This window comes from Streptomyces coeruleofuscus (assembly GCF_039532725.1).
GTDB lineage: Bacteria > Actinomycetota > Actinomycetes > Streptomycetales > Streptomycetaceae > Streptomyces > Streptomyces coeruleofuscus.
Genome location: NZ_BAAASE010000010.1, coordinates 102,750 through 127,483 on the forward strand (window position 1 = coordinate 102,750; position 24,734 = coordinate 127,483).

Consider the following 24,734-nt stretch of genomic DNA (forward strand, 5'->3'; position numbering starts at 1 on the left):
TCCATACCTCAGGATTCCTGTGGTTGTTCTCGGCGCATTACTGGATTCCAGAGTATTCCGTGCTCAGGCGGCGTACCGCACAGTCGTTGCAGCCCGATGCGGCCGACATCCCCTGTCCGGATGTCGCCGACACGTGAGGAGCCGCCATGTCCATCGCACGCAATCTCACCAGCAAGGACCTTTATGCCGACCCGTATCCCGTCTACCGCGAACTCAGGGACGACGAGCCCTGGGCCTGGTCGGACGGACTCGGTCTGTGGCTCGTCAGCCGCTACGAGGACGTCGTCTTCGTCGACGAGCACCCCGAGATCTTCACCGCGCACCAGGAGAACTCCCTCGCCGAACGCACCATGGGTCTGGTCATGATCCGAACCGACGGCGACGCTCACCGCAGGCTGCGCTCGGCGGTGGACGGCCCGCTGAAGCGCCGCAACGTGCGTCAGCAGTGGTCGGCGGGGCTCACCTCGCACGCCACGGAACTCGCCGGGCGGTTGGCCGAGAAGCCGGAGTTCGATCTGGTGACGCACTTCGCGGCGCCGTTCGCCGCTCAGGCGCTGATGCGGACGGCGGGGCTCCCTGACGTGACCACCGAGCAGGTGGTCGAGTGGTCGCGTGCCTTCATCGCGGGTCTGGCCAACCATGACGACGACCCTGCGGTCTGGGAGCGGGCCGGACGCGCCAGGACCGAGGTGGGGGAGCTGGTCCGCGAGGCCGTCGCCCGCGTGACGGCCGCACCGGACCACACCGTGATCTCCGCGATGGTGCACGCCGAACTCGCCGAACCGCTGACGACCGAGGAGATTGCCACTCAGGTGCGTCTGATGATCTCCGGCGGCTTCAACGAGCCCTGGCACGCGCTGGCCACCCTGGTCTGGCAGCTGTGTGAACAGCCTCAGCTGCGCGACCGCGTGCTGGCCGACTCCGAGGCCCTCGACGCGGCCATCGAGGAGACGATGCGCTGGCTCACCCCCGTCGGAGCCTTTCCGCGTCAGCTCGCCGTCGACCACACAGTGGGGGACGTGACCTTGCGGGCCGGGGACAAGCTGCTCGCGCTCGCCGCGTCGGCCAACCGGGACGACCGGAAGTTCCCCGCCCCCGACGCCTTCGACATCGACCGCCCCGGACTGTCGGACCACCTCGCCTTCTCGCTCGGCGCTCACTACTGCCTCGGCACCTATCTGGCGCGGGAGCAACTCCGTACCGCGGTGCCCGCACTGTTCAACTCGCTCACCGGGCTGCGCGTCACCAGCACTCCGAACCTCGTCGGCTGGATGTTCCGCGGACCGGATTCGGTCCTGATGCGTCACGACGCCCAGGGCGTGAAGGGAGCGGCACAGTGATCGAGCTCTGTCCGATCGCGGATCTCACCCCCGGTGTGGTCACCCGGATCGCCAGGCCCGACGTGCCGGTTCCCCTGGCACTCGTCAGGGTCGGCGAGCGTGTCTTCTGCGTCGACGACACCTGCTCCCACGAGACCGCCTCGCTGTCCGACGGCTGGCTCGACGGCCATGAGATCGAATGCCCGCTGCACGAGTCCCGTTTCGACCTGCGCACCGGCAAGCCCGACTGCCCGCCCGCGCGGCGGCCCATCCGTACCCACGTCGTGCAGGTCGTCGACGGCATGGTGTGCGTCGAGGAGGCGTCGTTGGCGTTGACCGCGGAGACCGCGCGATGACCACGATCGCCGTCGTCGGCACCGGACTGGCCGGTGTCAGAGCCGCCGAAGCCCTCCGCGCCGACGGCTACGACGGGCGTCTCGTGCTGGTCGGCGAGGAAGCCGCGCAGCCCTATGACCGGCCTCCGTTGTCCAAGCAGGTGCTGCTGGGCAAGTGCGAGAGCCAGGACATCGCGCTGACGGACGAAGACCTGCGTGCCGTGCTCGACGCCGAATGGCTGCTCGGTAGCCGCGCCACCGCCCTCGATCCGGCCTCACGGGCGCTCACCCTCGCCGACGGGCGAAGCCTGAACGCGGACGGTGTGGTCATCGCTACGGGAGCCCGCGCTCGCACACTCCCCGGAATGCCGCGGCTGCCTGGGGTGCACACCCTCCGCACGCTCGAGGACGCACACCGATTGCGCGAGGACCTGTCCCGTCCCGGTCGGGTCGTCGTGGTGGGAGGCGGGTTCATCGGCGCGGAGGTCGCCTCCTCGGCGCGTGCACTTGGACACGAAGTGACCATCGTCGAGTACGAACAGAAGCCGCTGATGCGTCAGTTGGGGCCCGACGCCGCCGGCATCCTGGGTCGCCTGCACACGGACCACGGGGTCGTTCTGGTGACCGGCGTGGGTGTCACGGGCCTCGTCGGCGAGGACGGGGTGCGAGCGGTGGAGTTGTCCGACGGCCGCTTCCTTCCCGCGGACGTGGTGGTCGTCGGCGTGGGAGCCGTGCCCAACACCGAGTGGCTGACGGGTTCCGGTGTGGCCTGCGACAACGGCGTTCTCACGGACGAGCGGTGCCGGACCACCGTGCTCGGGGTCGTCGCGGCGGGCGACGTGGCCGCGTACCGCTGCCGCGGGGGGCGGCTGCGCATCGAGCACTGGACCAACGCGCGGGACATGCCGGTCATCGCAGCCGGATCGCTGCTGGCCACCTTGCGAGGGCAGGACCCCATGGCACAACCGGTCCACGACCCGCTGCCCTATGTGTGGTCGGACCAGTACGGCGTCCATCTCCAGATCGCCGGCCGACCCGGCGTCGACGACGTGCTCGAACTCGTCTCGGGCTCGTTCGACGACAGCTTCGCAGCCGTGTACCGGCGCGACGGCGAGATCTCCGGCGTCCTCGCGGTCGACAGCCCAAGGGAGTTCGGAAGGCTGCGGCGGGATCTCCGCAGCGCCTGGCGCATCCGGTAGCCCAGTCGACGCATCGCCGACCCACTCAACTTTCCAGAGGAACACAGACATGTCTCATGAAGTCCGCGCTGTCGTGGCCCGCAGCAAAGGTGCCCCTGTCTCGGTGGAGACCATCCTGGTGCCCGATCCCGGACCGGGGGAGGCCCTGGTGCGGGTGCAGGCCTGCGGGGTGTGCCACACCGACCTGCACTACCGGGAGGGCGCCATCGGGGACGACTTCCCCTTCCTGCTCGGCCACGAGGCCGCGGGAGTCGTCGAAGCGGTCGGTGAAGGCGTCACCGACGTCGTCCCCGGTGATTTCGTCATCCTCAACTGGCGGGCGGTGTGCGGGCGGTGCCGCGCCTGCCGGCGTGGGCAGCCCTGGTACTGCTTCGACACGCACAACGCACGGCAGAAGATGACGCTGAAGGACGGCACGGAGCTGGCGCCCGCCCTCGGTATCGGGGCCTTCGCGGAGAAGACCCTCGTGGCCGCCGGCCAGTGCACGAAAGTCCCCCAGGTCCGGCCCGAAGCGGCCGGCCTCCTCGGCTGCGGGCTCATGGCCGGGCTGGGAGCCGCGCTCAACACCGCACCGGTCACCAGGGGGCAGAGCGTCGCGGTGATCGGCTGCGGCGGCGTCGGCGACGCGGCGATCGCCGGTGCGCGCCTCGCCGGAGCGGCCAGGATCATCGCGGTGGACATCGACGACCGGAAGCTGGCCCTGGCCGAGACCTTCGGAGCCACACACACCGTCAACTCCCGCGATACCGACCCCGTGACGGCGATCCGCGAGCTCACCGGCGGGCACGGAGCGGACGTGGTGATCGATGCCGTCGGTCGTCCGGAGACGTACCAGCAGGCCTTCCACGCCCGTGACCTGGCCGGGACCGTCGTGCTGGTGGGGGTCCCGACGCCGGACATGAAGCTGGAGCTGCCGCTGCTGGACGTCTTCGGCCGCGGTGGGGCGCTGAAGTCCTCCTGGTACGGCGACTGCCTGCCCTCGAGGGACTTTCCGCTGCTGGTCGACCTGTACCGGCAAGGGCGACTGGACCTGGACGCCTTCGTCACCGAAACGATCGCCCTCGGCGAGGTGGAGAAGGCTTTCGAGAAGATGCACTCAGGTGAGGTGCTGCGGTCCGTGGTGGTGTTCTGAGTGGCCGCACGAGTCGAACACGTCGTCACCACGGGAGAGTTCACCCTTGACGGCGGTACGTGGGAAGTGGACAACAACGTCTGGATCGTCGGTGACGACGAGGAGGCCCTTGTCATCGACGCCTCCCACGACGCGGACGCGATCGCCGCAGCCGTCGGCGAGCGTCGACTGACCGCGATCGTGTGCACGCATGCGCACAACGACCACATCAACGCCGCCCCGGCGCTCGCCGCCCGCACGGGTGCACCGATCCTTCTCCACCTGGACGACCGCATCCTGTGGCGGAACGTCCACCCGGACCGATCCCCGGACGGTTACCTTTCCGACCGGCGTCGGTTCACAGTCGCCGGTACGGAACTCATCGTGCTGCACACGCCTGGCCATAGCCCCGGGGCCATCTGTCTGTACGCGCCGGACCTTGGCACCGTCTTCACCGGCGACACGCTCTTCGCCGGCGGCCCGGGTGCCACCGGGCGGTCGTTCTCGGACTTCCCCACCATCATCCGTTCGATCCGCAGCGAACTCCTGCCCCTGCCGCCGGACACCCGGGTGCTCACCGGGCACGGAGCGACCACGACCATCGGGGCCGAGGCTCCGCATCTGGAGGAGTGGATCGTCCGCGGGCACTGAATTCTCCGCTCCGGTCTTCCCAGGAGCGGTCGGCACAGGTACCGTCCAAATAATCAAAGATTTGATTACATGGTCTGATCAGGATTTCGTCCGCTTCGCCCCGGCCCTGTTGGGCTGGCGCCGCCCCTCTCCGGCCTCTCGCCAGTGGACACAGCCGACGATCGACTCAAGGAGTCCTCCTCATGTCCCGCTCCCTTGCCCCTCCCAGTCCTGGCGCCCTGCGCGCCTGCATGTCCCGGTTCGCCACCGGCGTCACCGTCGTGACGTACGCGGGCGAGGACGGTCCCCGGGGCGCGACCATGAACTCCTTCACGTCCGTCTCCGCCGATCCCGCGCTGGTCCTCGTCAGCGTCGCCCGACGCGCCCGCTGCCACGACCAGCTGATCGACAGCTCCTTTTGCGTCAACATCCTCGGCGCCGAACAGGAGCCGCTGGCCCGGCTGTTCGCCGGGGCACAGGGCGCCGCCGAGCCCCGCTGGGCGACCGCGGCCCGGGTGCCTCGCCTCACGAACCCCCTGGCCTGGGTGGAGTGCGAGCCGTGGCAGGCGTACGACGGCGGAGACCACACCCTCCTCGTCGGCCGCGTCACCGACCTCGGCCACCGCGACGGCGACGCCCTCACCTACGCCTGGAGCCGCTTCGGTACCGCGGCCGAGTCCACCGACGGCATCGAACACCTCATCTAAACCCGTCCCCCCCCCCGCTGATCACCTCCACAGGAGAACCACCATGGCCGCACGCACCGGCAAGGAATACCTGGAGCGCCTCGCCGCCTCCCGCCCCACCGTCCACATCCAGGGCGAGACCGTCACCGGCGGCATCCAGGACCACCCCGCGTTCCGCAACGTCGTCCAGACCTACGCCGAACTGTTCGACCTCCAGCACTCGGACGAGCACAAGGACGTCCTCACCTACACCTCGCCCACGTCCGGCGAGCCGGTCGGCACGTCCTTCCTCACCCCGCAGACCCAGGACGACCTGGTCAAGCGCCGCAAGGCGTTCAAGGTGTGGGCCGACCACAGCAACGGCATGCTCGGCCGCACCGGCGACTACATGAACAGCTCCCTGATGGCGCTCGCCTCGGCCGCCGACTGGTTCGCCCAGGCCAACCCCGCCTTCGGCGAGAACATCCGCCGCTACTACGAGAAGGTTCGCGAAGAGGACCTGCTGTGCACGCACACGCTGATCCCGCCGCAGGTCAACCGGTCCGTGGCCGGTACCCAGCAGGCCGGCGGCAAGCTGGCCGCGCGGATCGTGGGGGAGGACGACAACGGCGTCGTCATCAGCGGTGCGCGCATGCTCGCCACGATCGCCCCGTTCGCCGACGAGATGCTGGTGTTCCCCTCGACGGTGCTGCGCGGCACCCCCGAGGACAAGCCGTACTCGTACGCCTTCGCCATCCCGAACGACACCCCCGGCCTGCGCTACATCGCCCGCGAACCGCTGGACTACGACCGCCCCCGGCACGACCACCCCCTCGCCTCCCGCTTCGAGGAGTCCGACTGCGTGGTCGTCTTCGACGACGTGCACGTGCCCTACGAGCGCTGCTTCGCCCTCGGCGACGCGGAACTGTGCAACGGCTTCTACTCACAGACGTCGTCCGTGGTGCACATGACCCACCAGGTCGTCACCCGCACCACCGCCAAGACCGAGTACGTCCTCGGCCTGGTGTCCCTGCTCACCGAGGCCATCGGCATCGAGCAGTTCCAGCACGTCCAGGAGGACGTCGCCGAGATCATCACCACGCTGGAGATGCTCCGGGCCTTCCTGCGCGCCGCCGAGGCGGACGCCGAGGTCAACGAGTACGGGGTCCTCACCCCGGCGTTCGCCCCGTTGAACGCCGCCCGCAACCTCTACCCCAAGCTCTACCAGCGCTTCCCGCAGATCCTGCGCAAGCTCGGCGCCTCCGGCCTGATGGCCACCCCGACCGAACTCGACATCCAGGGGCCCGCCGCCGCCGACATCGAGGCGTACCTGCAGTCGGCCACCCTGTCGGGCCCCGAGCGCGTGAAGCTCTTCCGTTTGGTGTGGGACACCTGCATCTCGGCGTTCTCCAGCCGCCAGGCGCTGTACGAGTACTACTTCTTCGGCGACCCGGTGCGGATGGCCGGCGCGTACGTGAAGAGCTACGACCGCGAGCCGTACAAGGCCAGGGTCCAGGCCTTCCTCGACCGCGCCTGATCCCGGACGGACGACATGACGCACCCGCTCGGGAACTCCCCGTCGAAGATCATCGCTCTGCATCTCAACTACCCCAGCCGTGCCAAGGAGCGCGGCCGGATCCCCGCCCATCCGTCGTACTTCCTCAAGCCACCCTCGTCGCTGGCGGGCACCAAGGAGGCACTCGTCCGCCCCGAGGGATGCGAACTCCTCGGCTTCGAAGGCGAGATCGCCCTCGTCATCGGCTCGCGCGCGCAGCGGGTGAGGCCCGAGGACGGCTGGCAGTACGTGCGATGGGTGACCGCAGCCAACGACGCCGGTGTGTACGACCTGCGCTACGCCGATCGCGGCTCCAACCTCCGTTCCAAGGGCGGAGACGGCTTCACGCCGATCGGGCCGCGACTGCTGGACGCACGCCAACTCGACCCGAATGCCCTGCGGTTGCAGACCTGGATCAACGGCGAACTGGTCCAGGACGACACCACGGACACCCTGCTGTTCCCGTTCGGCGAGCTGATCGCGGACCTGTCGAGGCAGATCACCCTGGAGCCGGGGGACGTCATCCTCACCGGCACGCCGGCCGGCGCCTCCGTGGTCGCCCCCGGTGACGTGGTCGAGGTCGAGGTGACCGGAAACGGGCTGTCCACCGGCCGCCTCCGCAATCCCGTCGCCGCCGGGCCCGCCCTCGACCCGTACGGGGCGATGCCCAAGGCCGATCCGGCGGAGCAGGAGGCCGCGTACGGGACGGCGTACACTCCCGCGCCCCTGCTGGACAAGCGGTTGGAGGAGGGACTGCGCTCGGTCGCCGTCGCCACCCTCAGTGCACAGCTCCGTGCCCGCGGTCTGCCGCACATGTCCATCGACGGCGTCCGCCCCACGCTGCCGGACCGGAGCATGGTCGGCGTCGCGCACACCCTGCGCTACCTGCCGCTGCGCGAGGACCTCTTCAAGAAGTACGGCAACGGCATGAACGCCCAGAAGCGGGCGATCGAGGAGCTGAGGCCGGGCCACGTGCTCGTCATGGACGCACGCCGCGACACCTCGGCCGGGACACTCGGCGACATCCTCGCGCTGCGTGCGCAGACGCGTGGTGCGGCCGGGGTCGTCACCGACGGCGGCCTGCGCGACAGCGCCGCGGTCACCGAACTCGGCCTGCCGGTCTATCACGGCGGGGAGCACCCCTCCGTCCTGGGCCGCCGCCATGTCCCGTGGGACTCGGGCGTGCCCATCGCCTGCGGTGGCGCCCTGGTGCAGCCGGGCGACCTGATCGTCGGTGACGCGGACGGTGTCGTGGTCGTACCACCTGACCTGGCCGAGGAGCTGATCGCCGACTGCCGGGAGCAGGAGCTGCGAGAGCGCTACATCACCGAGCAGGTGCGTGCCGGGCACAGCGTCGACGGGCTGTACCCCCTCGGTCCCGACTGGCGCGAACCGTTCGAGCAGTGGCGCCGCAGCCACGTCCCTTCGCAAGATTCGCAAGGAGAAACCGCATGAAGTTCCGCAGTGATCCCTCCGCCATCCGCGGATCCATCGCCCCGGTCGTCACCCCGTTCACCGACGAGGGCGCCGTCGACCACGACAGCCTGCGCTCCCTGATCCGCTTCCAGCTGGAGTCCGGTTCGCACGGCATCTCGCTCGGCGGCTCCACCGGCGAGCCCAGCGCACAAACCGTCGCCGAGCGGATCGCCGCCATGCGTACGGCCGTCGAGGAGACCGGCGACCGGGTGCCCTTCCTGCCCGGAACCGGCTCGCACAAGCTGAACGAGACCCTGGAGCTGACGGCCGCCGCCCAGGACCTGGGAGCGGACGCGGCCCTGGTGATCACCCCCTACTACGCGCGCCCCACCCAGGAGGCGCTGTACCAGTGGTACGCCAGGGTGGCCCGCGAGTTCCCGGACCTGCCGATCGTCGCGTACAACGTGCCCTCCCGCACAGCGGTCGACATCGCTCCCGAGACGGTGAAGCGGCTGTTCACCGACTTCGACAACTTCGTCGGAGTCAAGGAGACGACCAAGGACTTCGAGCACTTCTCCCGCGTGCTGCACGCCTGCGGCCGCTCGCTGCTGGTGTGGTCCGGCATCGAGCTCCTCTGCCTGCCGCTGCTCGCCCTGGGTGGCGCCGGCTTCGTCAGCGCCGTGGCCAACCTGGCGCCGGGCGCCGTGGCAAGGATGTACGAGCTGTGGGAGTCGGGGGACTTCGACGGCGCACGGGACCTGCACTACCGCCTGCACCCGCTGGTGGACCTGCTGTTCGTGGAGACCAACCCGGCCCCGGCGAAGTGGGTCCTCGCCCAGCAGGGACGGATCGCCTCGCCTCACGTACGGCCGCCGCTCATCACGCCCACCGCCCCTGGCCTGGCCCGCATCCGCACACTCCTCGCCGAGGGCGGGGACCTGACACAGCAGCTCGCAACGCAAGCGAACGGAGCCGACAAGTGAGCACCGCCCCCGAGGGCCTGCCCTCGACCATCCGGCACTGGATCGGTGGCGAACTCGTCGACGCGGCCGACGGTCGCACCTTCGACGTCACCGACCCGGTGTCCAACACCGCCTACACACAGGCCGCACGGGGTGCGCGGGACGACGTCCAGCGGGCCGTCGAGGCAGCGCGGGCCGCCTTCCCCGGCTGGTCGTCCATATCCAACCGCGAACGCGCTCGCGTCCTGTACCGCATCGCCGACTCCGTCGAGGCCCGCCACGACCGCCTCGCCCAATTCGAGTCATACGACTCGGGCCTGCCGATCACCCAGGCCAAGGGCCAGGCCCGGCGCGCCGCGGAGAACTTCCGCTACTTCGCCGACGTCATCGTCGCGCTCGGCGAGGAGGCCTTCCGGCAGGGAGGTGAGCAGTTCAGCTACGTGGTCCGCACCGCGGTCGGGGTTGCCGGCCTGATCACCCCGTGGAACACCCCGTTCATGCTGGAGAGCTGGAAGCTCGCGCCGGCCCTCGCCTCCGGCTGCACGCTCATCCTCAAGCCCGCCGAGTGGACGCCCCTGTCGGCTTCGCTCTGGCCGGAGATCTTCGCCGAGGCGGGCGTGCCGGCCGGAGTCGTGAACATCGTCCACGGCATCGGCGAGGAGGCAGGGCAGGCCCTCGTCGACCACCCCGACGTGCCGCTGATCTCCTTCACGGGCTCGACCGACACGGGCCGCCACATCATCCGTTCCTCGGCCGAGCACCTCAAGACCACGTCGATGGAGCTGGGCGGCAAGTCCCCGGTCGTCGTCTTCGCCGACGCCGACATCGAGGCGGCCCTGGACTCCGTGGTCTTCGGCGTTTTCTCGCTCAACGGCGAACGCTGCACGGCGGGTTCCCGGGTGCTCGTCGAGCGCCCGCTGTACGAGGAGTTCACCCGCCGCCTCGCCGAACGAGCCGAGCGGGTCAGGGTCGGCCTGCCCTCCGACCCCGCCACCGAGGTGGGCGCGCTGGTCCACACGGAGCACTACGAGCGCGTCCTGAACTACGTCGAGATCGGCAAGAAGGAGGCCCGGCTGGTGGCGGGCGGCGCCCGCCCGGACCACCTCACCGAGGGCAACTACCTCCAGCCGACCGTGTTCGCCGACGTGCCCCGTGACGCCCGCATCTTCCAGGAGGAGATCTTCGGCCCCGTCGTGGCCGTCGCGCCCTTCGACGAGGAGACCGAGGCGATCGAGTTGGCCAACGCCACCCAGTTCGGCCTGGCCGCGTACATCTGGACCTCGGACCTCAAGCGCGGCCACCGCATCGCACACGCCGTCGAGTCCGGCATGGTCTGGATCAATTCGCACAACGTCCGTGACCTCCGCACCCCCTTCGGTGGTGTGAAGGCTTCCGGCGTCGGCCGGGAGGGCGGCGCCCACAGTATCGACTTCTACACCGAGTCCAAGATCGTCCACGTCGCGCTCGGTGACGTCCACACCCCACGATTCGGAGCCGTTTGATGACTGAAACAGCCGCACCGGACGTCGTGCGCTCCGCCTACGCCCAACTCGCCGTCACCGACCTGGCCAAGGCCCGCTGGTTCTGGGTGGACATGCTCGGATTCCACGTCCAGTACGAGGACGCCGACTCCCTCTACCTGCGCGGGACCGATGAGCTCACCCATCACTCGCTCGTACTGCGCAAGGGCGAGCTCGCCGCTCTCGACCACATCTCCTACCGCGTCCGCACCCCCGACGACGTCGACAAGGCGGAGAAGTTCTTCACCGAACTCGGCGGCCCCGTCAAGCGGTTGAAGAAGGGCGAGGGCACGGTCGGAGTCGGAGACGCCGTACGCGTCGTCGACCCGCTCGGCTTCCCGGTCGAGTTCTTCCACGAGATCGAGCGTGGCGAGCGCCTCATCCAGCGTTACGACCTCCACCGCGGCGCCCAGATCGCCCGCCTGGACCACTTCAACATCTGCACCCCCGACATTCCCGCCGCGTACGCCCACTACAGGTCCCTCGGCTTCGGCTGCTCGGAGACCATCGAGGGCGACGAGCACGAGCTGTACGCGGCCTGGATGTACCGCAAGCAGACCGTCCACGACGTGGCCTTCACCGGTGGCGCGGGCCCCCGCCTGCACCACCTCGGGGTGGCCACCCACGAGTCCCACCAGGTGCTGCGCACCGCCGACATCTTCGGCGCGCTGCACGAGGAGAAGCACATCGAGCGCGGGCCCGGCCGGCACGGTGTCTCCAACGCCTTCTACGTCTACCTGCGCGATCCCGACGGGCACCGGGTGGAGATCTACACCTCCGACTACTACACCGGCGACCCGGACCACGAGACGTACCGGTGGAGCGTCCACGACGACCGCCGCCGCGACTTCTGGGGCAACGCGGTGATCGAGTCCTGGTACAAGGAGGCGACCCCGGTTCTCGACCTCGACGGGCGGCAGCAGCCGGTGAGCAGCTCCCTGCTGGACGAGTCTGCCGTCCAGGTCGGGGCCGACGGACTCGGTTGACCGCGCGGAACAGCTCCGGTGCCGGATGTGGCACCGGAGTGTTCAGCAAGGCGGGGTCACAGCGTAAATCCGGCCCCCGCGGCCGTTAGAACCGGCATCCTCCCTGGTCAGCGCAGGTGACTAGACCTCGGAAACCGTTCGGTGGCTGCGTCGATTGCCGCGTATTCTGAAAAGGATCAAGGAGCCGTCCAAGGCTTCGACTCGTTGAGACAACTGCCCGACTCAACCGTTGCAGGATGAGTGTTCGGGCACGCAGCGAGATTGTCCACGTTGTAGAACGATGGGGTGCCATGTCCGAGCCGGCGGCACGGACCACGGCGGTCGCCCGCCCTGCCAAGAGGCTCTCGGCAAGCCGTGAGCGAACCATCCTACGAGTCGTCTACGAGATACTCGCTGAGTCCGGTTACCAGGGACTGCACTACGAGGCAGTGGCGACCCGCGCCAGGACGAGCAAGGCCACGCTGTACCGGCACTGGCCCACCAAGGCGGAACTGGTGACCACGGCTGTCAGCTTCCGCCCGGCCGAGGACCTGCAGGTGCCGGACACCGGCACGCTGCGCGGCGACCTCCTGGCATACCTCCAGTTGCTCGCCGAGTGGATGAGTGGCGAGCCAGGGGCCGTGATCAGCGGTCTTTTCGTCACCATGCGCAATGATGCTGAGCTCGCGGCGCTGCTGCGCCCCTTGTTGATCCCCGCTGTACCGCCCGTCCGTGCCGTCTGCGAGCGGGCAGAACGGCGCGGAGAAATCGCCCTGGACCAGGACGTGCGACTTATCGATGAGCTCTGTGCGCCTGCCCTGTTCATGCGCCACGCTCTGCTGGGCCTGCCGCTGGATGCGGAGTTCGTCGAGTATCTGGTCGACGGCGTTGTCATGCCGCTGCTGATCCGCGCCACGTGACGCCGACTGTCGTCCCGGTCTGCTCCGGCGGCCCTGAGCCCGGCCTCGTTCGGGTCACGTGATGAGCCTGAGGTTGTGAGAGGGCGGCATGTGTGGACAGCCTGTTCGGAACCGGCCGCGCCGAGGGCGGCCCCATGGTGCGGCTGATCGAGTGCGAGCGCCTACGGCGCCGGCCAGGCTCGGCTCCCTGACGCTCAATGGCATCGATCGATCTCCGTGACCGGCCATTGAGACCTCTCAAGAACATATGAGAGTGAGCGGAATTGATACCAAGGGAGTCGGCCGGACTCCGACATAGCCGTTGCCGGTTGGGTGATCCCTAGCGCGTACGAGAGAGCAGGCCACCCGGACTACGACCCGCTCGCTGAGCCGGGCAACTTCAGAGATCGTCTCAACTGGCTTGATCACTATGCTGGCGGCCGTGATGGCGATGGCGGGGCATCTGGTACCGGACGGATTGTGGGAGTTGTTGCAGAGAGTGGTCCCTGCTGCGCCGGTGCGTCCGCAGGGCGGTGGCCGACGCCGGTACGGTCATCGCGAAGTGCTGGCGGCGATCGTGTTCGTGGCCACGACCGGCTGCACTTGGCGGCAGCTGCCGCCAGGCTTCGGCCCGTCCGGGCCGACCGCGCACCGTCGCTTCACCGAATGGAGCCGGGCCCGGGTATGGGGCAAGCTCCACCGGCCGGTCCTGGACGAACTCGGCGCACGTGGAGAGTTGGACTGGTCCCGGTGCGCGATCGACTCGGTGAACATGCGGGCCCTCACAGGGAAGATCTGACGGGTTCGAATCCCGTAGATCGCGGCAAGAAGGGATCAAAGATCCACTTGATCACCGAACAGTCCGGCCTGCCGCTCTCGATCGGGATCTCCGCCGCGAACACCCACGACAGCCAGGGACTCGAACCCCCCGTGCGCGGCATCCCGCCCATCCGCTCCCGCCGCGGACCGCGTCGACGATACGCGAGCATCGGGTCGTTGGGGTTGCGCCGCCATCGCGGGTGACGGAGCAGCGCCAGCTGTGGTCGGTGTCCGCGGGCGGGTCGATCTGGTAGTGCAGGTCGCGCCAAGAGGCCGGCGTCGCGGTTCAGTTGGTGCAGTGCCGTGGTGAATGTCGAGGGCTCCGGCTACGCGTTGGGTGATGACTTCCTGAGTGTGTCGGAGCTCCTCGGCAGGCCGAGGACTTCAGCACTTCGCTGCCAGCCTCAGGTTCCAGGCAGCTCAGTGAAGTCGGGCGAGAACGTCTGAATTTGCGCAGTGCGCGAGTGGCTGGCCCTGCAGGAATCTTGCTACTTCCGAGGCCACGATGGAGGCGGCGTTGAAGGCGGTCTGTTTGCTGGCGCCGGCCAAATGAGGCGTCATGACGATGTTGGGGGTCGTCAGCAGGCGTGAGCCCGCGGGGATCGGCTCGCGGGGGAAGACGTCGAAGGCCGCGCCGAAGAGTTTTCCGGCGTCCAGGGCGTCGCAGATGGCGTCGTAGTCGACGAGGGACCCGCGGGCACAGTTGACCAGCACGCCGCCGGCGGGCATCAGGTCGATCAGCTGCCGGGAGATCAGGCCCTCGGTCTGCGGAGTCGCGCGGGCGTGGACGGTGACGAACGTGGAGCGCCGCATGAGGTCCGCCAGGTCGGTGACCTCGGCCGGTGACACGTCGTCCGGACGGACAAAGGGGTCGGCGACGAGTACGTGTGCGCCGAATCCGCGGAGGATCCGGGCGACCCGGGAGCCGATGGCGCCATATCCCACGATGCCGACGGTGCTGCCTTCGAGCTCCGGCCCGACCTTGTCGAACATGTAGTAGTCACCTCGCCAGGTGCCTGCGGCGAGGTCCGCGTGGGTGGCGGGGACCCGTCGGGCCGCGGCCATCATGAGGGCGACCGTGTGCTCGGCGGTGGCGGTGGCGTTGCGCCCGGGAGCGAAGGAGACCGCGACGCCGTGCCGGGTGGCTGCTTCGAGGTTGGCGTTGACGGGGCCGCCGCGGCTGACGCAGAACAGACGCAGATCGGGGCTCGCTTTGAGGATCCGTTCGGTGAGCGGTGCCATCTGGGTGACGCAGATGTCGACTCCGCTGAGGGCCTCGATGAGCTGCTCCTCGGTGCCCGATGCCTCCCGTACCTCGGCCACCTCCCCGAAGGGCTCGACCGGCCAGGGCAGGGTGAGTTCGCGGAAGGTCGCGCCGGGTGCGGCCGGCCGGAGCCTTTCGATGAGCAGGGAGTTGAGGACGAAGTGGTCACCGGCGGCGAGGATGGTGGTCACTTGAGTGCTCCTGGGGTCACGGGGCGGTTCAGCGTCAGCAGCGACGGCACGCCGTCGCTCAGGACGAGTTCGTTCAGGGCGCAGTTGGCCAGGAACGGGAAGGTCTGGCGGTACTGGCGCAGAGGCAGGCCGAGTGTGCGGCAGAGCGCGAGCCGGATCGCGGTGGAGTGGCCCACGACGAGGACGCGGCCTTCGCGGTGATCGGCCTGGAGGTCGGTGAGGAACTCCAGATAGCGGTCGCTGGCGGCCAGGGGGTCCTCTCCCTTGGGGAAGTGGTTCGTCACCGGGTCGGTCTTGAAGGCTGCGAGGTGGTCGGGAAACCGCTGTTGCATCTCCGCGCGCGTGAGGCCCTCGGCGATACCGAAGTCGAGTTCGCGCAGCCGTTCGTCCACGCTCACCGGCAGCCCGGTGCTCACCGCGCTCTCGCGTGCGGTTTCTTGCGATCGCGTGAGTGGGGAGGCGAAGATCGCGGTCAGGTCCGCCTGTTCCGCCCAGTCCGCGAGCGCGCGTGATTGTGCGTGGCCGCGCTCGGTGAGCGCGATGTCGGTGCTGCCGGCATACCGGTTCTCGGCGTGCCACAGGGTCTCCCCGTGTCGGACGAAGATGACATGGAGGCTCAATGCGCCGTCCTTTCTCGTGCGTGGGTCGCGACGACGCCGGGGAGCCAGCCGCGTTGGACAAGCAGATCGAGCATCCGGAAGTAACCCTCGTCGTGAGGGTCTTTCTCTGAACGGCGTGGTTCGAGGGTCCGGTCGAGTCGCACCATCGCGGCGGCGACGCTGTCCAGAGCGTCACGGCTCGATGCGGCCAGTACCGCCATGCCGAGCGCGGGTTGCGCGTAGCGCGGAAGGCTCACCGGGCGTTGCAGGACGTCGGCGCGCAACTGGTTCCACAGGGGGTTGCGGGTGGCCCCGCCGGTGAGGACGATCGCGCCGTCGGTCGGGGCGCCGAGCAGGTCCACGTAGTCGAAGCAGAGCCGTTCGACGTAGGCGGCGCCCTGCAGCAGTGCGGCGAAGGACTCGGCCCGGGTGGCCGGCTCGCGGCTGCCGAACGCCCGGGCGTCGGGGGCGACGAAGGGGAACCGTTCTCCCGGGGAGACCAGTGGATAGCGCAACAGGTCGGTGGGCAGCAGTGCCGCGGCCTCGCGGGTGAGCATGTCAAGGTCGGCGTCCGCGAATTCGCGTGCGACCAGGCCGGCTCCGACGCTGGAGGCTCCGCCGGGCAGCCAGTGGCCGGAGGGCGATCGGTGGGAGTAGACGACCCCGTGCGGATCATGGACCAGGTCTTTGGTGACGCCTTTGAGGACCAGGGTGGTGCCCATGACCGAGTTCCAACTGCCGACGGCCGTCGCGCCGGAGCCCAGTTGTGCCGCGCAGCCGTCGGTCATCCCGGCCACGACGGCGGTGCCTTCGCTGAGCCCGGTCTCCGCGGCGGCCGCGGCGCAGACCTGACCGATGACCGTGCCGGGCAGCACCAGGTCGGGCAGCATCGAGCGGGGGATCTCCAACGCGGCGAGAACGGGCTCGGGCCATGTCACCTGTGCGGCGTCGGCGCCGGTCTTGAGCGCATTGCTGGTGTCAGTGGGTACCTCGTGCCCGACGAGCTTGCTGTTGATGACATCGTTCTGATGCGCCAGTCGCCAGCCGTTCTCAGCAGCGTGGGGATAGTGGTTGAGCAGCCATCGGAGCTTGGGCAGAGCCCAGGATCGCTGCATCCGTTGGTAGCCGGCCTTGGCCCACTGCCGCTCCCCGGCGGCGTTGACCTGGTCCGTCTCCGCCGCGGCGCGGCCGTCGTCGTACATCAGGGCTGGTGTCACACAGAGGCCACGGCGGTCCACCATGGTGATGGTGCCGGAGGTCGCGTCGACGGCCACCGCCTGGACCCGGCGCAGGTCGGCACCCGCGGCGCGTGCCAGGTCGATCGCCGTGAGGATCGCGCGCCACCACTGCTCGGGGTGCTGCTCATGGCGATCGCCCTCCCGGCGGCTGGTCAGCGGGCACGAGCCCTCGCCCAGCAGACTGCCGTCGGACGCGACGACGACCACGCGTACGCCCTGAGTTCCCAGGTCTATGCCCAGCCAGGCATCGCTTCCCCCGGCGGTCATGCGCCGACTCCACCGGTCGGGGTCGGACGTGTCTGTCCGCGGTCGCGTGTCCACAGCGGCTGATTCAGCTCCCGCAGCCGCAGGAAGTCGTTGTACCGGTCGCTGAAGTCGTCGAACGCCTTCAGATCGGGCTGGTACGTGGCGGCCACCTCCGCGTACCGGGCTGCGGCGATCGGGAAGTCCGGCTCACGGCCGGTGGCGACCAGGCCGGTCAGCCAGGCGCCGCGGGCCCCGACCTCCGCGGAGGCGGGAATCGTCACAGGAAGGCCGGTCACGTCGGCGATCAGCCGCATCCAGAAGTCGCTTCTGGTGCCGCCGCCGCAGAGCGCCAGTCTGTCCGGGGAGCCCGGGGCCGCGGCCAGGCAGTCGCGGATGGTCATCGTGACTCCCTCCACCAGCGCTCGGGCCACGTCTTCGCGGCCGGCTTCCAGAGACAGGCCGGACAGGGAGCCGCGCGCCGCGGTGTCGAAGAACGGGGCCCGTTCTCCGGCAGGTGAGAGGTAGGGGATGAACCGCACCCCGGCTGTATCGCGTCTGCCCTGCGCTGCCAGAGCCATCAGATCGGCGACAGAGGTCAGTCCGAGCAGCCCTGCACCCCAGTCCAGGACATCGCCGCCGCTCATGGTGGGGAAGGCGCGAAGATAGCGACCGGGCACCCCGAGCGTCACGGTGATGCCCACCGGCTCGTCGGTGACCACCGCGTCCGTGATGACCTCGGTGGCCAAGGTGGTGCCGAGGATGCAGCACGCCTGTCCTGCGGTCACCGCGCCGGCGCCGATGGCGGTGGCGCAGATGTCGTACGGCGCCAGCACCACCGGGATTCCTGCGGGCAGGCCGGTTTCCGCGGCTGCCGAGGTGCTGATCGTGGTGACCCGGTGGTCGTCGTCGCGAAGCTCAGGCAGGAGTCGCCGAACCCACTGAAGGCCGTAGAGCTCGAACAGTCGGTCGGACCAGTCGCGCCGCCTGATGTCCATGAACGGTGCCGATGCGTCCGACTCATCGACGGCGGGCTCACCCGTCAGCTTCAGGTGAAGCCAGCCACCGCAGGTCAGCAGGTGGCTCGATCGGGCCACCCGGTCGGGGTCGTTCTCGCGCAGCCAGGCCAGTACGGCGTTGGGCATGCCGGTGGACACACGCGACCCGCTGATCCGGAATGCCTCCCGCGCCACCCCGTCGCGCTCCCACGCCGTGACCTGGGCGGTGGCCCGTCCGTCGTTCCACAGCACGGCGGGCCCGGTGGGACGACCCTGACCGTCGACCAGCCAGGCGCCGTCGCCCTGTGCGGTGACGGCGACCATGTCGGGTGCGTCGGGGAGCGCGGCGACGACTTCCCGGACGGCGTCGGCAACCGCGACCCAGACCTCGGACATGTCCTGCTCGGCCCACCCGGGACGGGGCCGCATCACCTGGGTCGGCCGGCGGCTCACCGCCAACTCCTTACCGTTGTCGGCGTATCCGACCACCTTGATGGTGGTGGTGCCCGCGTCGATGGCGATCGCAGTCACTCGCTTCACCCCCGACCGTGGGCCTGGCGCGAGCGCCGGGCGACGGAGTCAAGGCCGACAGCGATGAGCAGGACCGCGCCGGTGATGATGAACCGGTAGGAGGAGTCGAGGTTCAGCAGAGTCAGACCACTGGAGATCGACTGGATGACCAGGACCCCGAGCAGGGCGGCAATGGCCGAGCCGCGGCCGCCGAACAGGCTGGTCCCGCCGATCACCGCGGCGGCGATGGCGTTGAGGTTGACGTCTCCGGTACCGGTGCTCTGGTTCGCCGCGGCCAGTCGCGAGGCGGCCAGGATGCCGCCGACCGCGGCCAGGCCTGAACACAGGACGAACGCCGAGGTGTAGACCCGCCGCACGTTGATGCCGGCCCTGCGGGACGCCTCGGCATTGCCGCCGACCGCGTAGATCGATCGTCCGAACTTGGTGTGGGACAGCACGTAGTTCATCACCAGCACCAGCGCGACGAAGAACACGAACATCCAGGCGACACCGCGGGTGCGGTTCAGGTAGAAGACCGCGACAAGCAGCCCGGCCAGCAGCAGAAGCGACTGCATGACAAGCCACTGCGGCGACGAGGAAGACAGCCCGGCGCCGCGTCGGGTTCGGGCACGCACCCACCCGGTGGCAAGGAATCCACCCGCGGCCGCCACCGCCAGTGCGTAAGCCATCCAGTGGGGGACGAACCACAGCTGTGCGAACTTCACCAGGGTGGAGTCGTAGGGCAGATTGATCGCGTTCTGGCCTCGCAGCAGCCACAACTGCACGCCGAGGAAAGCCAGCAGCCCTCCCAGGGTGACCACGAAGCTGGGCACGCCGAAGCGGTTGAGTACCTGGCCGTAGATCCATCCGATCAGGCAGCCGAGGGCCACGGCCGCGAGGATCGCCAGTCCCATCGGCTGCTCGTTCTTGACCATGACGACGGCCGTGACCGCGGCCGACGCGCCGCTCACCGATCCCACGGAGAGGTCGATCTGGCCGACCAGCAGGACGCACACGATCCCCAGCGCGAGGACGCCCACCGGGACCATGTCGAAGGACAGGTTCACCAGGTTGGTGCTGGAGAGGAATGTCGGATTGAGCAGCTGGAAGATCGTCCAGATCACTACGATGCCGGCGACGACCGGCAGCACACCCAGGTCCCCGCCCCTAACGCGGCGGATCGTGGCCCGGATGCTGTCGGTGATGCCTTGCGGCGACACGAGACGCTCATCCTGCAGGTCGGTGGCCGTGGCCTCCGAGGTGTCGAGGATTGTCACAGCTCTTCCTTCTCTTCCTGCGGGGAAGTCACCCGGCCTGCGGCTCGCCGCGAGACCACGTTGTCGGTCGCGCCGGTGATCGCGGCGACGATGTCTTGGGAGGAGACGTCCTTGGCGTTGTACACACCGTTGTTGCGGCCCAGCCTCAGCACCGCGACGCGGTCGGCGACCGCCCGGACGTCCTCCATGTTGTGGCTGATCATCACCACGCCGAGCCCGTTGTCCTTGAGCCGCTCGACCAGGTTGAGGACCTCGGCTGTCTGAGCGACGCCCAGGGCGGCCGTCGGCTCGTCGAGCAGGACGATCTTCGGGTTGCTCAGCAGGGACCGGGCGATCGCGACCGTCTGCCGCTGGCCGCCCGAGAGGGCGGCCACCGGGACGCCGAGTGTGGGGATTTTCGCCGACAGCTGTCGCAGCAACTCCCAGGAGCGCTTCTCCATGGCGACGTCGTCCAGCATCCAGGGCCGAAGTTCCTGGCCCAGGAACAGGTTCGCCTTGACGTCGAGGTTCTCGCACAGGGCGAGGTCCTGGAAAACCGTGGCTATGCCCATCGCATGGGCACGGGACGGTGAGCCGAGAGACACCTCCTTGCCATGAACGAAGATCCTTCCTGCGTCGGGTGTGTACACCCCGGACAGGATCTTCACCAGCGTGGACTTGCCGGCGCCGTTGTCCCCGACGACGGCGACCACCTCACCGGCCGCGACGTCGAGCTCGATATCGGTCAGCGCGGCGACCGCGCCGAAGTTCTTGCAGATTCCGCTCAGCGACAACACGGTGTCCGTGCCCGCACCGGTAACCGCGGTGCCTGTCATCGTGACCCTCTTTTCCTCAAAGGCTTCAGACGGCTACTGGATGCCCAGGCGTCCGCAGTCGGCGGCGTACTGCGCGGTGCACACGTCCTTCGCCTTGAGCACTGCATCGGAGCCGAAGATGACCTTCTTGAGGTTCTTCTGTGTCACGACGGTCGGCTTGAACAGCTGCGACGGGGTGTTGAACAGCTCGGTGCCCGCCTTGGGCTTCTTGCCCTGCAGCAGCTGGTGGGTCACGTCTGCGGCCGCCTCGGCGACGATCTTGATCGGCTTGGAGATGGTGTTGTACTGATCTCCCGCGATGATGCGCTGGATCGCTGCCAGCTCCGCGTCGTTGCCGGTGATCGGCGGGACCTTCACATCCGCGCCCTTGAAGGCCGCGATCGCTCCACCGCCGGTGCCGTCGTTGGCAGCCACCACACCGGCGATCTTGCCGCGGTACTGGGCGATCTGCCCGCTCGACCACTGCTGGGCTTTCTCCGGCGACCATCCCGGTGTGTCGTACTCGGCAAGCAGCTTGAACCCGCTGTCGTCGAGTCCGTTGTGGATGCCCTTCTTGATCAGTGCTGCGGCAGCGTCGGTGGGAGACCCGTTGATCTGGAGCACACCGCCCTGGGCCTTGGTCTCCTTCAGGTGATCGACCAGTGACTGGGCGATGGCCTCGCCGATCGCCTCGTTGTCGAACGACACGTAGAAGTCCGCGGGCTTGTCCGGGATGGGACGGTCGTAGGCGACCACCTTGACGCCCTGGGACTGCGCCGTCTGCACGATCGTGGCCGCCCCGGCCGAGTCCACCGGGTCGATCACGATCACCTTGGCGCCCTGGGCCATCGCGGAATTCGCCTGCTGCTGCTGAAGAGAGGCGTCACCGTTGGCGTTCTGGTAGATGACCCCGCAGTCCGGGCACAGCTTGGCCATACGCTTCTTGAACAGCGGAGCGTCGTACTGCTCGTAGCGGGTGGAGGCCAGGTCGGGCATGAGGAACGCGACCTTGCCCGACCCTCCGTCCGCCTTGGCGGTCCCGGAGTTCCCGCCACTCGGTTCCTGAGCGCATGCGGTGAGGGCGCCCAGGGCGAGGATCCCGGCGAGAGCACCAATGGCCAGTTTTCTCATGTTCGACTCCTTGGTCCAGGACCGTGTAGCTGCCGGTTGGCCGCTATGACGTAACGCACAAGAAACGCGTGACTCCTGCGGGTGTCAACACATCCTGAGAACTGAACACCGATGTCTGATCCTTTGATCAGCTTGGCTGTTCTTTCTCCTGGCATGGATGAACATCGGTGTGCCATGCTCCTTCGGGGAGCGCGCCACAAACCCTGCCGTAACACGCTCGTTGCAGGTGAGAGCGCACGGCGGACGAGATGGAAGCCCGACACAACGCGTATGTGTTCTGTTAACAGAAAAGGAACAGGGGGACTTCATGGAGGAAGGTAAAGATCCGGCCACCGGCGAGGGCGGGCGAGGGCCGCGCGAGAGGCGGGAGCGGATCAAGAGCCGTGTCGTCGACGAAGGCTTCGTCCGCATCGAGCGGCTCGCCGACGAGCTGGGCGTGACACCGATGACCATCCGCCGGGATCTCGACTACCTGCAGGGCAAGGGGTGGCTGAGGAAAGTCCGCGGCGGGGCGACCGCACAACCGTCGACGGCGTTCCATGGCGACATCCGGCACCGCACCCAGTCCATGGCGTCGGCGAAGAGCGCACTCGCCCGTGCGGCACTTGGCCTCGTCAAGCCCGGGCAGTCCCTCATCGTCGACGACAGCACCACCGCCCTCGCCCTCGCCGGACTGCTCTCGCAGCGCGCACCGCTGACGATCATCACCAACTTCGTACCCGTGATCCAGGTTCTCGCCGGCAGTCCGGGAATCGAGCTCATCTCACTTGGCGGCGCGTACTACCCCGCCTACGACGCATTCCTCGGCATACGGACCATCGACGCGGCGAACACCCTGCGTGCCGACACGCTGTTCGCCTCGACGACCGCCATCACCCGCGGCCACTGCTACCACCAGTCCCAGGAGACGGTGGGAGTGAAACGAGCCCTGATGGAAGCCTGCGACCGCAAAATCCTTCTGGTCGACCACACCAAGTTCCAACGCCGCGGCCTCTATCAGCTCGCTCCCGTCACCGCGTTCGACCTCGTCATCGTCGACGCCGGCATCTCGGCGTCAGAGCTCGACACACTGCAGGCCAGCGGCGTGGAAGTCCTCGTTGTCGACACGGGGTGAAACCCGGTTCGCGTGCGGCGGGGAGCGGCCCGCGACCGCCACCGGCGTCGTGCGCGGGGTGCCGTCACGATGCCGTCTGTGCATGGTCATGGCTGCGATCTCGTCAGATCGGCTGGAGAGACCCATCGTGCCTGTGGTCCGGGCATCAGCACGGCGAATGTAAGGCCCGTTCCAACGCCAACCGATCAAGCTCATGGCTCGAGGAACGAAAGCGCCCTTGCGACGAAGTCCTCGTGGTGCTGGAAGATTCCTCCGTGTCCGGCGTCCGGGTAGAGGGGGACCAGTTCGCTCGAGATGTCCTTGTCGCGGTTGTCCGTGAACAACTCACCAACCGCTCCGACGTCGTGGTCCCACTGCCTCTCGCCCGCCGAGAGTGAGCCGATGAAGAGACGGGAAAGGCAGGCCCACGGACGTCCTGGGACGCCGGCACCGCCTGGCTGCGGATTACGTGCGGGCCCGTGCTTCGACGCGGGTGAGGCTTTGGCGGCGGAAGCCGCCGGTTATCGAAGGAAGAAGTTGAGGAGAGCGTCGGTGCGCTTGCTGAAGGGGGCATAGAGGAGGCGGACGGCGTTGAAGCGGCCTTGCACGTAGACGCCCTTGGGGTGGCTGAGCGTCCGGAAGCCCTCGATCCCGTGGTACTGGCCCATGCCGCTCGCGCCGACGCCGCCGAAGGGGAGGTCGTCCTGCCCGACGTGCATGACAGTGCCGTTGACGGTGACGTTGCCGGAGGTTGTGCGGTCGAGGACCCTGCGTCGGTCCGCGTCGTTGCTGCCGAAGTAGTAGAGCGCGAGCGGTCGTGGTCGTGCGTTGACGTAGTCGATGGCGTCGTCGATGTCGCGGTAGGGGAAGATCGGGAGGATGGGGCCGAAGATCTCCTCGTGGGCGATCCGCATCTCGTCGGTGACGCCGAGCACGACGGTCGGTGCGAGGGTGTGCGGGCGGTGGACGGCCTCGCCGGGCCGGTGACCGACCTCCATGATCCGTGCCCCCCGGCTACGGGCGTCTTCGATCAGATCGGTGAGGATCGCGTACTGCTTGTCGTTGATGATCGAGGTGTAGTCCTTGCTGGTCGGACCGTCGGGATAGGCGGCCTTCACCAGTCGGTCGTAGCTGTCGATGAAGGTGTCGATCTCGGATTCGTGCACCAGGGCGTAGTCGGGAGCTATGCAGGTCTGTCCGCCGCTGAGGAGTTTGCCGAAGACGATGTCGGCCACGGTCCGGTCGGTTACGTGTCCCTTGGCGACGATGGTCGGGGACTTGCCGCCCAGTTCCAGCGTGACGGGGACGAGGTTCTCGCTCGCCGCTTTCATCACGGCTCGTCCGACTTCGGTGCTGCCGGTGAAGACGAGATGGTCGAAGGGCAGGGAGGAGAACGCGGCACCGTCGCCGCTGACGATCGTGACCTGTTCTTGCGGGAAGAGCTCGCTCAGTATCGACGCGAGCACGGCGTTCGTCGCCGGGGTGAACTTCGACGGTTTGAGCATCACGCGGTTGCCGGCGGCGATCGCGGTGACGACCGGCATCAGCGACAGGTTGACGGGATAGTTCCAGGGTGAGATGACCCCGACCACTCCGAGCGGCTGGTATTCGATGCGGTTGGTGCCGGAACGCATGTGCCAGGCGGTGTGGCGGCCGGTCGGGCGCATGAATCTTCGGAGATTGCGCTCCAGGTAGTCGATGCCCTGGACGACGCCCCCGAGCTCCATCATCGCGGTCTCGTGTCGCGAGCGATTTCCGAAGTCGGCGTTGATCGCCTCCTCGATGGCGCTGCGCCGGGCGATCAGCGCTGCCTTGAACCTGCGCAGATCGCTGCGCCGCGCCGCCAGCGAGGGCGCTCCGTCGCGGAGATAGGCAGCGCGCTGAACGGCGAGGATGTGACCGAAGCGCTCGGCGTCGGTGGGCTGTGGGGTGACTTCTGTGATGGTCACGATGGTGGTCCTTTGCTGCTGGTGGGGACGACAAAGTCGTGCCGCCTGGGAC

The 24,734-nt window shown here is 68.4% G+C and carries 21 protein-coding genes and 1 pseudogene; 14 read left to right on the forward strand and 8 right to left on the reverse strand.

All coding sequences use genetic code 11. The features are described 5' to 3' along the window. Positions 1-146 precede the first annotated feature (146 nt). The 13 genes and pseudogenes from ABFX81_RS32780 to ABFX81_RS32840 form a co-directional block, all read left to right on the forward strand. Positions 147-1,340 (forward strand): cytochrome P450, encoded by a 1,194-nt coding sequence (locus tag ABFX81_RS32780; RefSeq protein WP_086844720.1) that lies wholly within the window; start codon positions 147-149, stop codon positions 1,338-1,340. After that, positions 1,337-1,675, forward strand: coding sequence for a bifunctional 3-phenylpropionate/cinnamic acid dioxygenase ferredoxin subunit (locus ABFX81_RS32785; protein WP_086844721.1), 339 nt, complete (start codon positions 1,337-1,339; stop codon positions 1,673-1,675). Before ABFX81_RS32780 ends, ABFX81_RS32785 begins: the two co-directional genes overlap by 4 nt. Continuing rightward, positions 1,672-2,853, forward strand: coding sequence for an FAD-dependent oxidoreductase (locus tag ABFX81_RS32790; RefSeq protein WP_086844722.1), 1,182 nt, complete (start codon positions 1,672-1,674; stop codon positions 2,851-2,853). The genes ABFX81_RS32785 and ABFX81_RS32790 overlap by 4 nt, the downstream gene beginning before the upstream one ends. A 49-nt stretch (positions 2,854-2,902) precedes the next feature. Beyond that, positions 2,903-3,985, forward strand: coding sequence for an S-(hydroxymethyl)mycothiol dehydrogenase (locus ABFX81_RS32795; RefSeq protein ID WP_086844723.1), 1,083 nt, complete (start codon positions 2,903-2,905; stop codon positions 3,983-3,985). Beyond that, the gene (locus tag ABFX81_RS32800; RefSeq protein ID WP_086844725.1) at positions 3,986-4,615 is read left to right on the forward strand and encodes an MBL fold metallo-hydrolase; all 630 of its coding nucleotides are present in this window, start codon (positions 3,986-3,988) and stop codon (positions 4,613-4,615) included. A 182-nt stretch (positions 4,616-4,797) separates the two neighbouring features. Further along, positions 4,798-5,301, forward strand: a complete 504-nt coding sequence (locus ABFX81_RS32805; RefSeq protein WP_086844727.1) for a flavin reductase — start codon at positions 4,798-4,800, stop codon at positions 5,299-5,301. 43 nt (positions 5,302-5,344) lie between these two features. Beyond that, positions 5,345-6,796: a 4-hydroxyphenylacetate 3-monooxygenase, oxygenase component gene (hpaB, locus tag ABFX81_RS32810; RefSeq protein WP_086844729.1), complete on the forward strand. Its 1,452-nt coding sequence runs from the start codon at positions 5,345-5,347 to the stop codon at positions 6,794-6,796. 15 nt (positions 6,797-6,811) lie between these two features. Then, positions 6,812-8,269 (forward strand): fumarylacetoacetate hydrolase family protein, encoded by a 1,458-nt coding sequence (locus ABFX81_RS32815; protein ID WP_086844731.1) that lies wholly within the window; start codon positions 6,812-6,814, stop codon positions 8,267-8,269. Next, positions 8,266-9,213: a 4-hydroxy-tetrahydrodipicolinate synthase gene (gene dapA / locus ABFX81_RS32820; RefSeq protein ID WP_086844733.1), complete on the forward strand. Its 948-nt coding sequence runs from the start codon at positions 8,266-8,268 to the stop codon at positions 9,211-9,213. The genes ABFX81_RS32815 and dapA overlap by 4 nt, the downstream gene beginning before the upstream one ends. Further along, positions 9,210-10,694 (forward strand): 5-carboxymethyl-2-hydroxymuconate semialdehyde dehydrogenase, encoded by a 1,485-nt coding sequence (gene hpaE / locus ABFX81_RS32825; RefSeq protein WP_086844735.1) that lies wholly within the window; start codon positions 9,210-9,212, stop codon positions 10,692-10,694. The genes dapA and hpaE overlap by 4 nt, the downstream gene beginning before the upstream one ends. Next, positions 10,694-11,698 (forward strand): 3,4-dihydroxyphenylacetate 2,3-dioxygenase, encoded by a 1,005-nt coding sequence (gene hpaD / locus ABFX81_RS32830; RefSeq protein ID WP_086844737.1) that lies wholly within the window; start codon positions 10,694-10,696, stop codon positions 11,696-11,698. Before hpaE ends, hpaD begins: the two co-directional genes overlap by 1 nt. 290 nt (positions 11,699-11,988) lie before the next feature. Next, positions 11,989-12,597 carry a TetR/AcrR family transcriptional regulator gene (locus ABFX81_RS32835; RefSeq protein ID WP_346139083.1) on the forward strand — a complete coding sequence of 203 codons (609 nt, stop codon included), beginning with the start codon at positions 11,989-11,991 and terminating at the stop codon, positions 12,595-12,597. Between the two features lie 424 nt (positions 12,598-13,021). Continuing rightward, positions 13,022-13,554, forward strand: a pseudogene (locus ABFX81_RS32840) (IS5 family transposase); the annotation flags it as partial. A gap of 261 nt (positions 13,555-13,815) precedes the next feature. Here the strand turns inward: ABFX81_RS32840 and ABFX81_RS32845 are convergent. From ABFX81_RS32845 to ABFX81_RS32875, 7 genes are read right to left on the reverse strand one after another with little or no spacing between them, the layout of a single operon-like run. Then, entirely contained in the window at positions 13,816-14,850 is a 1,035-nt protein-coding gene (locus tag ABFX81_RS32845) for an NAD(P)-dependent oxidoreductase (protein WP_086844741.1), read from the reverse strand. Then, positions 14,847-15,470 (reverse strand): histidine phosphatase family protein, encoded by a 624-nt coding sequence (locus tag ABFX81_RS32850; protein WP_086844743.1) that lies wholly within the window; start codon positions 15,468-15,470, stop codon positions 14,847-14,849. The genes ABFX81_RS32845 and ABFX81_RS32850 overlap by 4 nt, the downstream gene beginning before the upstream one ends. Next, positions 15,467-16,954 (reverse strand): FGGY family carbohydrate kinase, encoded by a 1,488-nt coding sequence (locus tag ABFX81_RS32855; protein ID WP_086844745.1) that lies wholly within the window; start codon positions 16,952-16,954, stop codon positions 15,467-15,469. Before ABFX81_RS32855 ends, ABFX81_RS32850 begins: the two co-directional genes overlap by 4 nt. Next, positions 16,951-18,459, reverse strand: a complete 1,509-nt coding sequence (locus tag ABFX81_RS32860) for an FGGY family carbohydrate kinase (RefSeq protein WP_086844747.1) — start codon at positions 18,457-18,459, stop codon at positions 16,951-16,953. The genes ABFX81_RS32855 and ABFX81_RS32860 overlap by 4 nt, the downstream gene beginning before the upstream one ends. 5 nt (positions 18,460-18,464) lie before the next feature. Next, positions 18,465-19,715 carry a sugar ABC transporter permease gene (locus ABFX81_RS32865; protein WP_086844750.1) on the reverse strand — a complete coding sequence of 417 codons (1,251 nt, stop codon included), beginning with the start codon at positions 19,713-19,715 and terminating at the stop codon, positions 18,465-18,467. After that, positions 19,712-20,530 carry an ATP-binding cassette domain-containing protein gene (locus tag ABFX81_RS32870; RefSeq protein WP_086844752.1) on the reverse strand — a complete coding sequence of 273 codons (819 nt, stop codon included), beginning with the start codon at positions 20,528-20,530 and terminating at the stop codon, positions 19,712-19,714. The genes ABFX81_RS32865 and ABFX81_RS32870 overlap by 4 nt, the downstream gene beginning before the upstream one ends. A 33-nt stretch (positions 20,531-20,563) precedes the next feature. After that, the gene (locus ABFX81_RS32875; protein WP_086844755.1) at positions 20,564-21,640 is read right to left on the reverse strand and encodes a substrate-binding domain-containing protein; all 1,077 of its coding nucleotides are present in this window, start codon (positions 21,638-21,640) and stop codon (positions 20,564-20,566) included. A gap of 307 nt (positions 21,641-21,947) precedes the next feature. On the opposite strand from ABFX81_RS32875, the gene ABFX81_RS32880 reads away from it, so the two are divergent. Further along, complete coding sequence (locus ABFX81_RS32880; protein ID WP_086844757.1) at positions 21,948-22,754, forward strand: DeoR family transcriptional regulator; 807 nt, start codon at positions 21,948-21,950, stop codon at positions 22,752-22,754. Positions 22,755-23,254: 500 nt separating this feature from the next. Here ABFX81_RS32880 and ABFX81_RS32885 read toward each other — a convergent pair whose 3' ends face one another. Further along, complete coding sequence (locus ABFX81_RS32885) at positions 23,255-24,682, reverse strand: coniferyl aldehyde dehydrogenase (RefSeq protein ID WP_346139084.1); 1,428 nt, start codon at positions 24,680-24,682, stop codon at positions 23,255-23,257. Positions 24,683-24,734 lie beyond the last annotated feature (52 nt).

Coding starts and splice junctions, on each gene's coding strand:
- ABFX81_RS32805 (WP_086844727.1), top strand. CDS start 4,798: ATGTCCCGCTCCCTTGCCCCTCCCAGTCCTGGCGCCCTGCGCGCCTGC.
- ABFX81_RS32870 (WP_086844752.1), bottom strand. CDS start 20,530: ATGACAGGCACCGCGGTTACCGGTGCGGGCACGGACACCGTGTTGTCG.
- hpaB (WP_086844729.1), top strand. CDS start 5,345: ATGGCCGCACGCACCGGCAAGGAATACCTGGAGCGCCTCGCCGCCTCC.
- hpaD (WP_086844737.1), top strand. CDS start 10,694: ATGACTGAAACAGCCGCACCGGACGTCGTGCGCTCCGCCTACGCCCAA.
- ABFX81_RS32815 (WP_086844731.1), top strand. CDS start 6,812: ATGACGCACCCGCTCGGGAACTCCCCGTCGAAGATCATCGCTCTGCAT.
- ABFX81_RS32835 (WP_346139083.1), top strand. CDS start 11,989: ATGTCCGAGCCGGCGGCACGGACCACGGCGGTCGCCCGCCCTGCCAAG.
- ABFX81_RS32875 (WP_086844755.1), bottom strand. CDS start 21,640: ATGAGAAAACTGGCCATTGGTGCTCTCGCCGGGATCCTCGCCCTGGGC.
- ABFX81_RS32880 (WP_086844757.1), top strand. CDS start 21,948: ATGGAGGAAGGTAAAGATCCGGCCACCGGCGAGGGCGGGCGAGGGCCG.
- dapA (WP_086844733.1), top strand. CDS start 8,266: ATGAAGTTCCGCAGTGATCCCTCCGCCATCCGCGGATCCATCGCCCCG.
- ABFX81_RS32855 (WP_086844745.1), bottom strand. CDS start 16,954: ATGACCGCCGGGGGAAGCGATGCCTGGCTGGGCATAGACCTGGGAACT.
- ABFX81_RS32795 (WP_086844723.1), top strand. CDS start 2,903: ATGTCTCATGAAGTCCGCGCTGTCGTGGCCCGCAGCAAAGGTGCCCCT.
- ABFX81_RS32780 (WP_086844720.1), top strand. CDS start 147: ATGTCCATCGCACGCAATCTCACCAGCAAGGACCTTTATGCCGACCCG.
- ABFX81_RS32790 (WP_086844722.1), top strand. CDS start 1,672: ATGACCACGATCGCCGTCGTCGGCACCGGACTGGCCGGTGTCAGAGCC.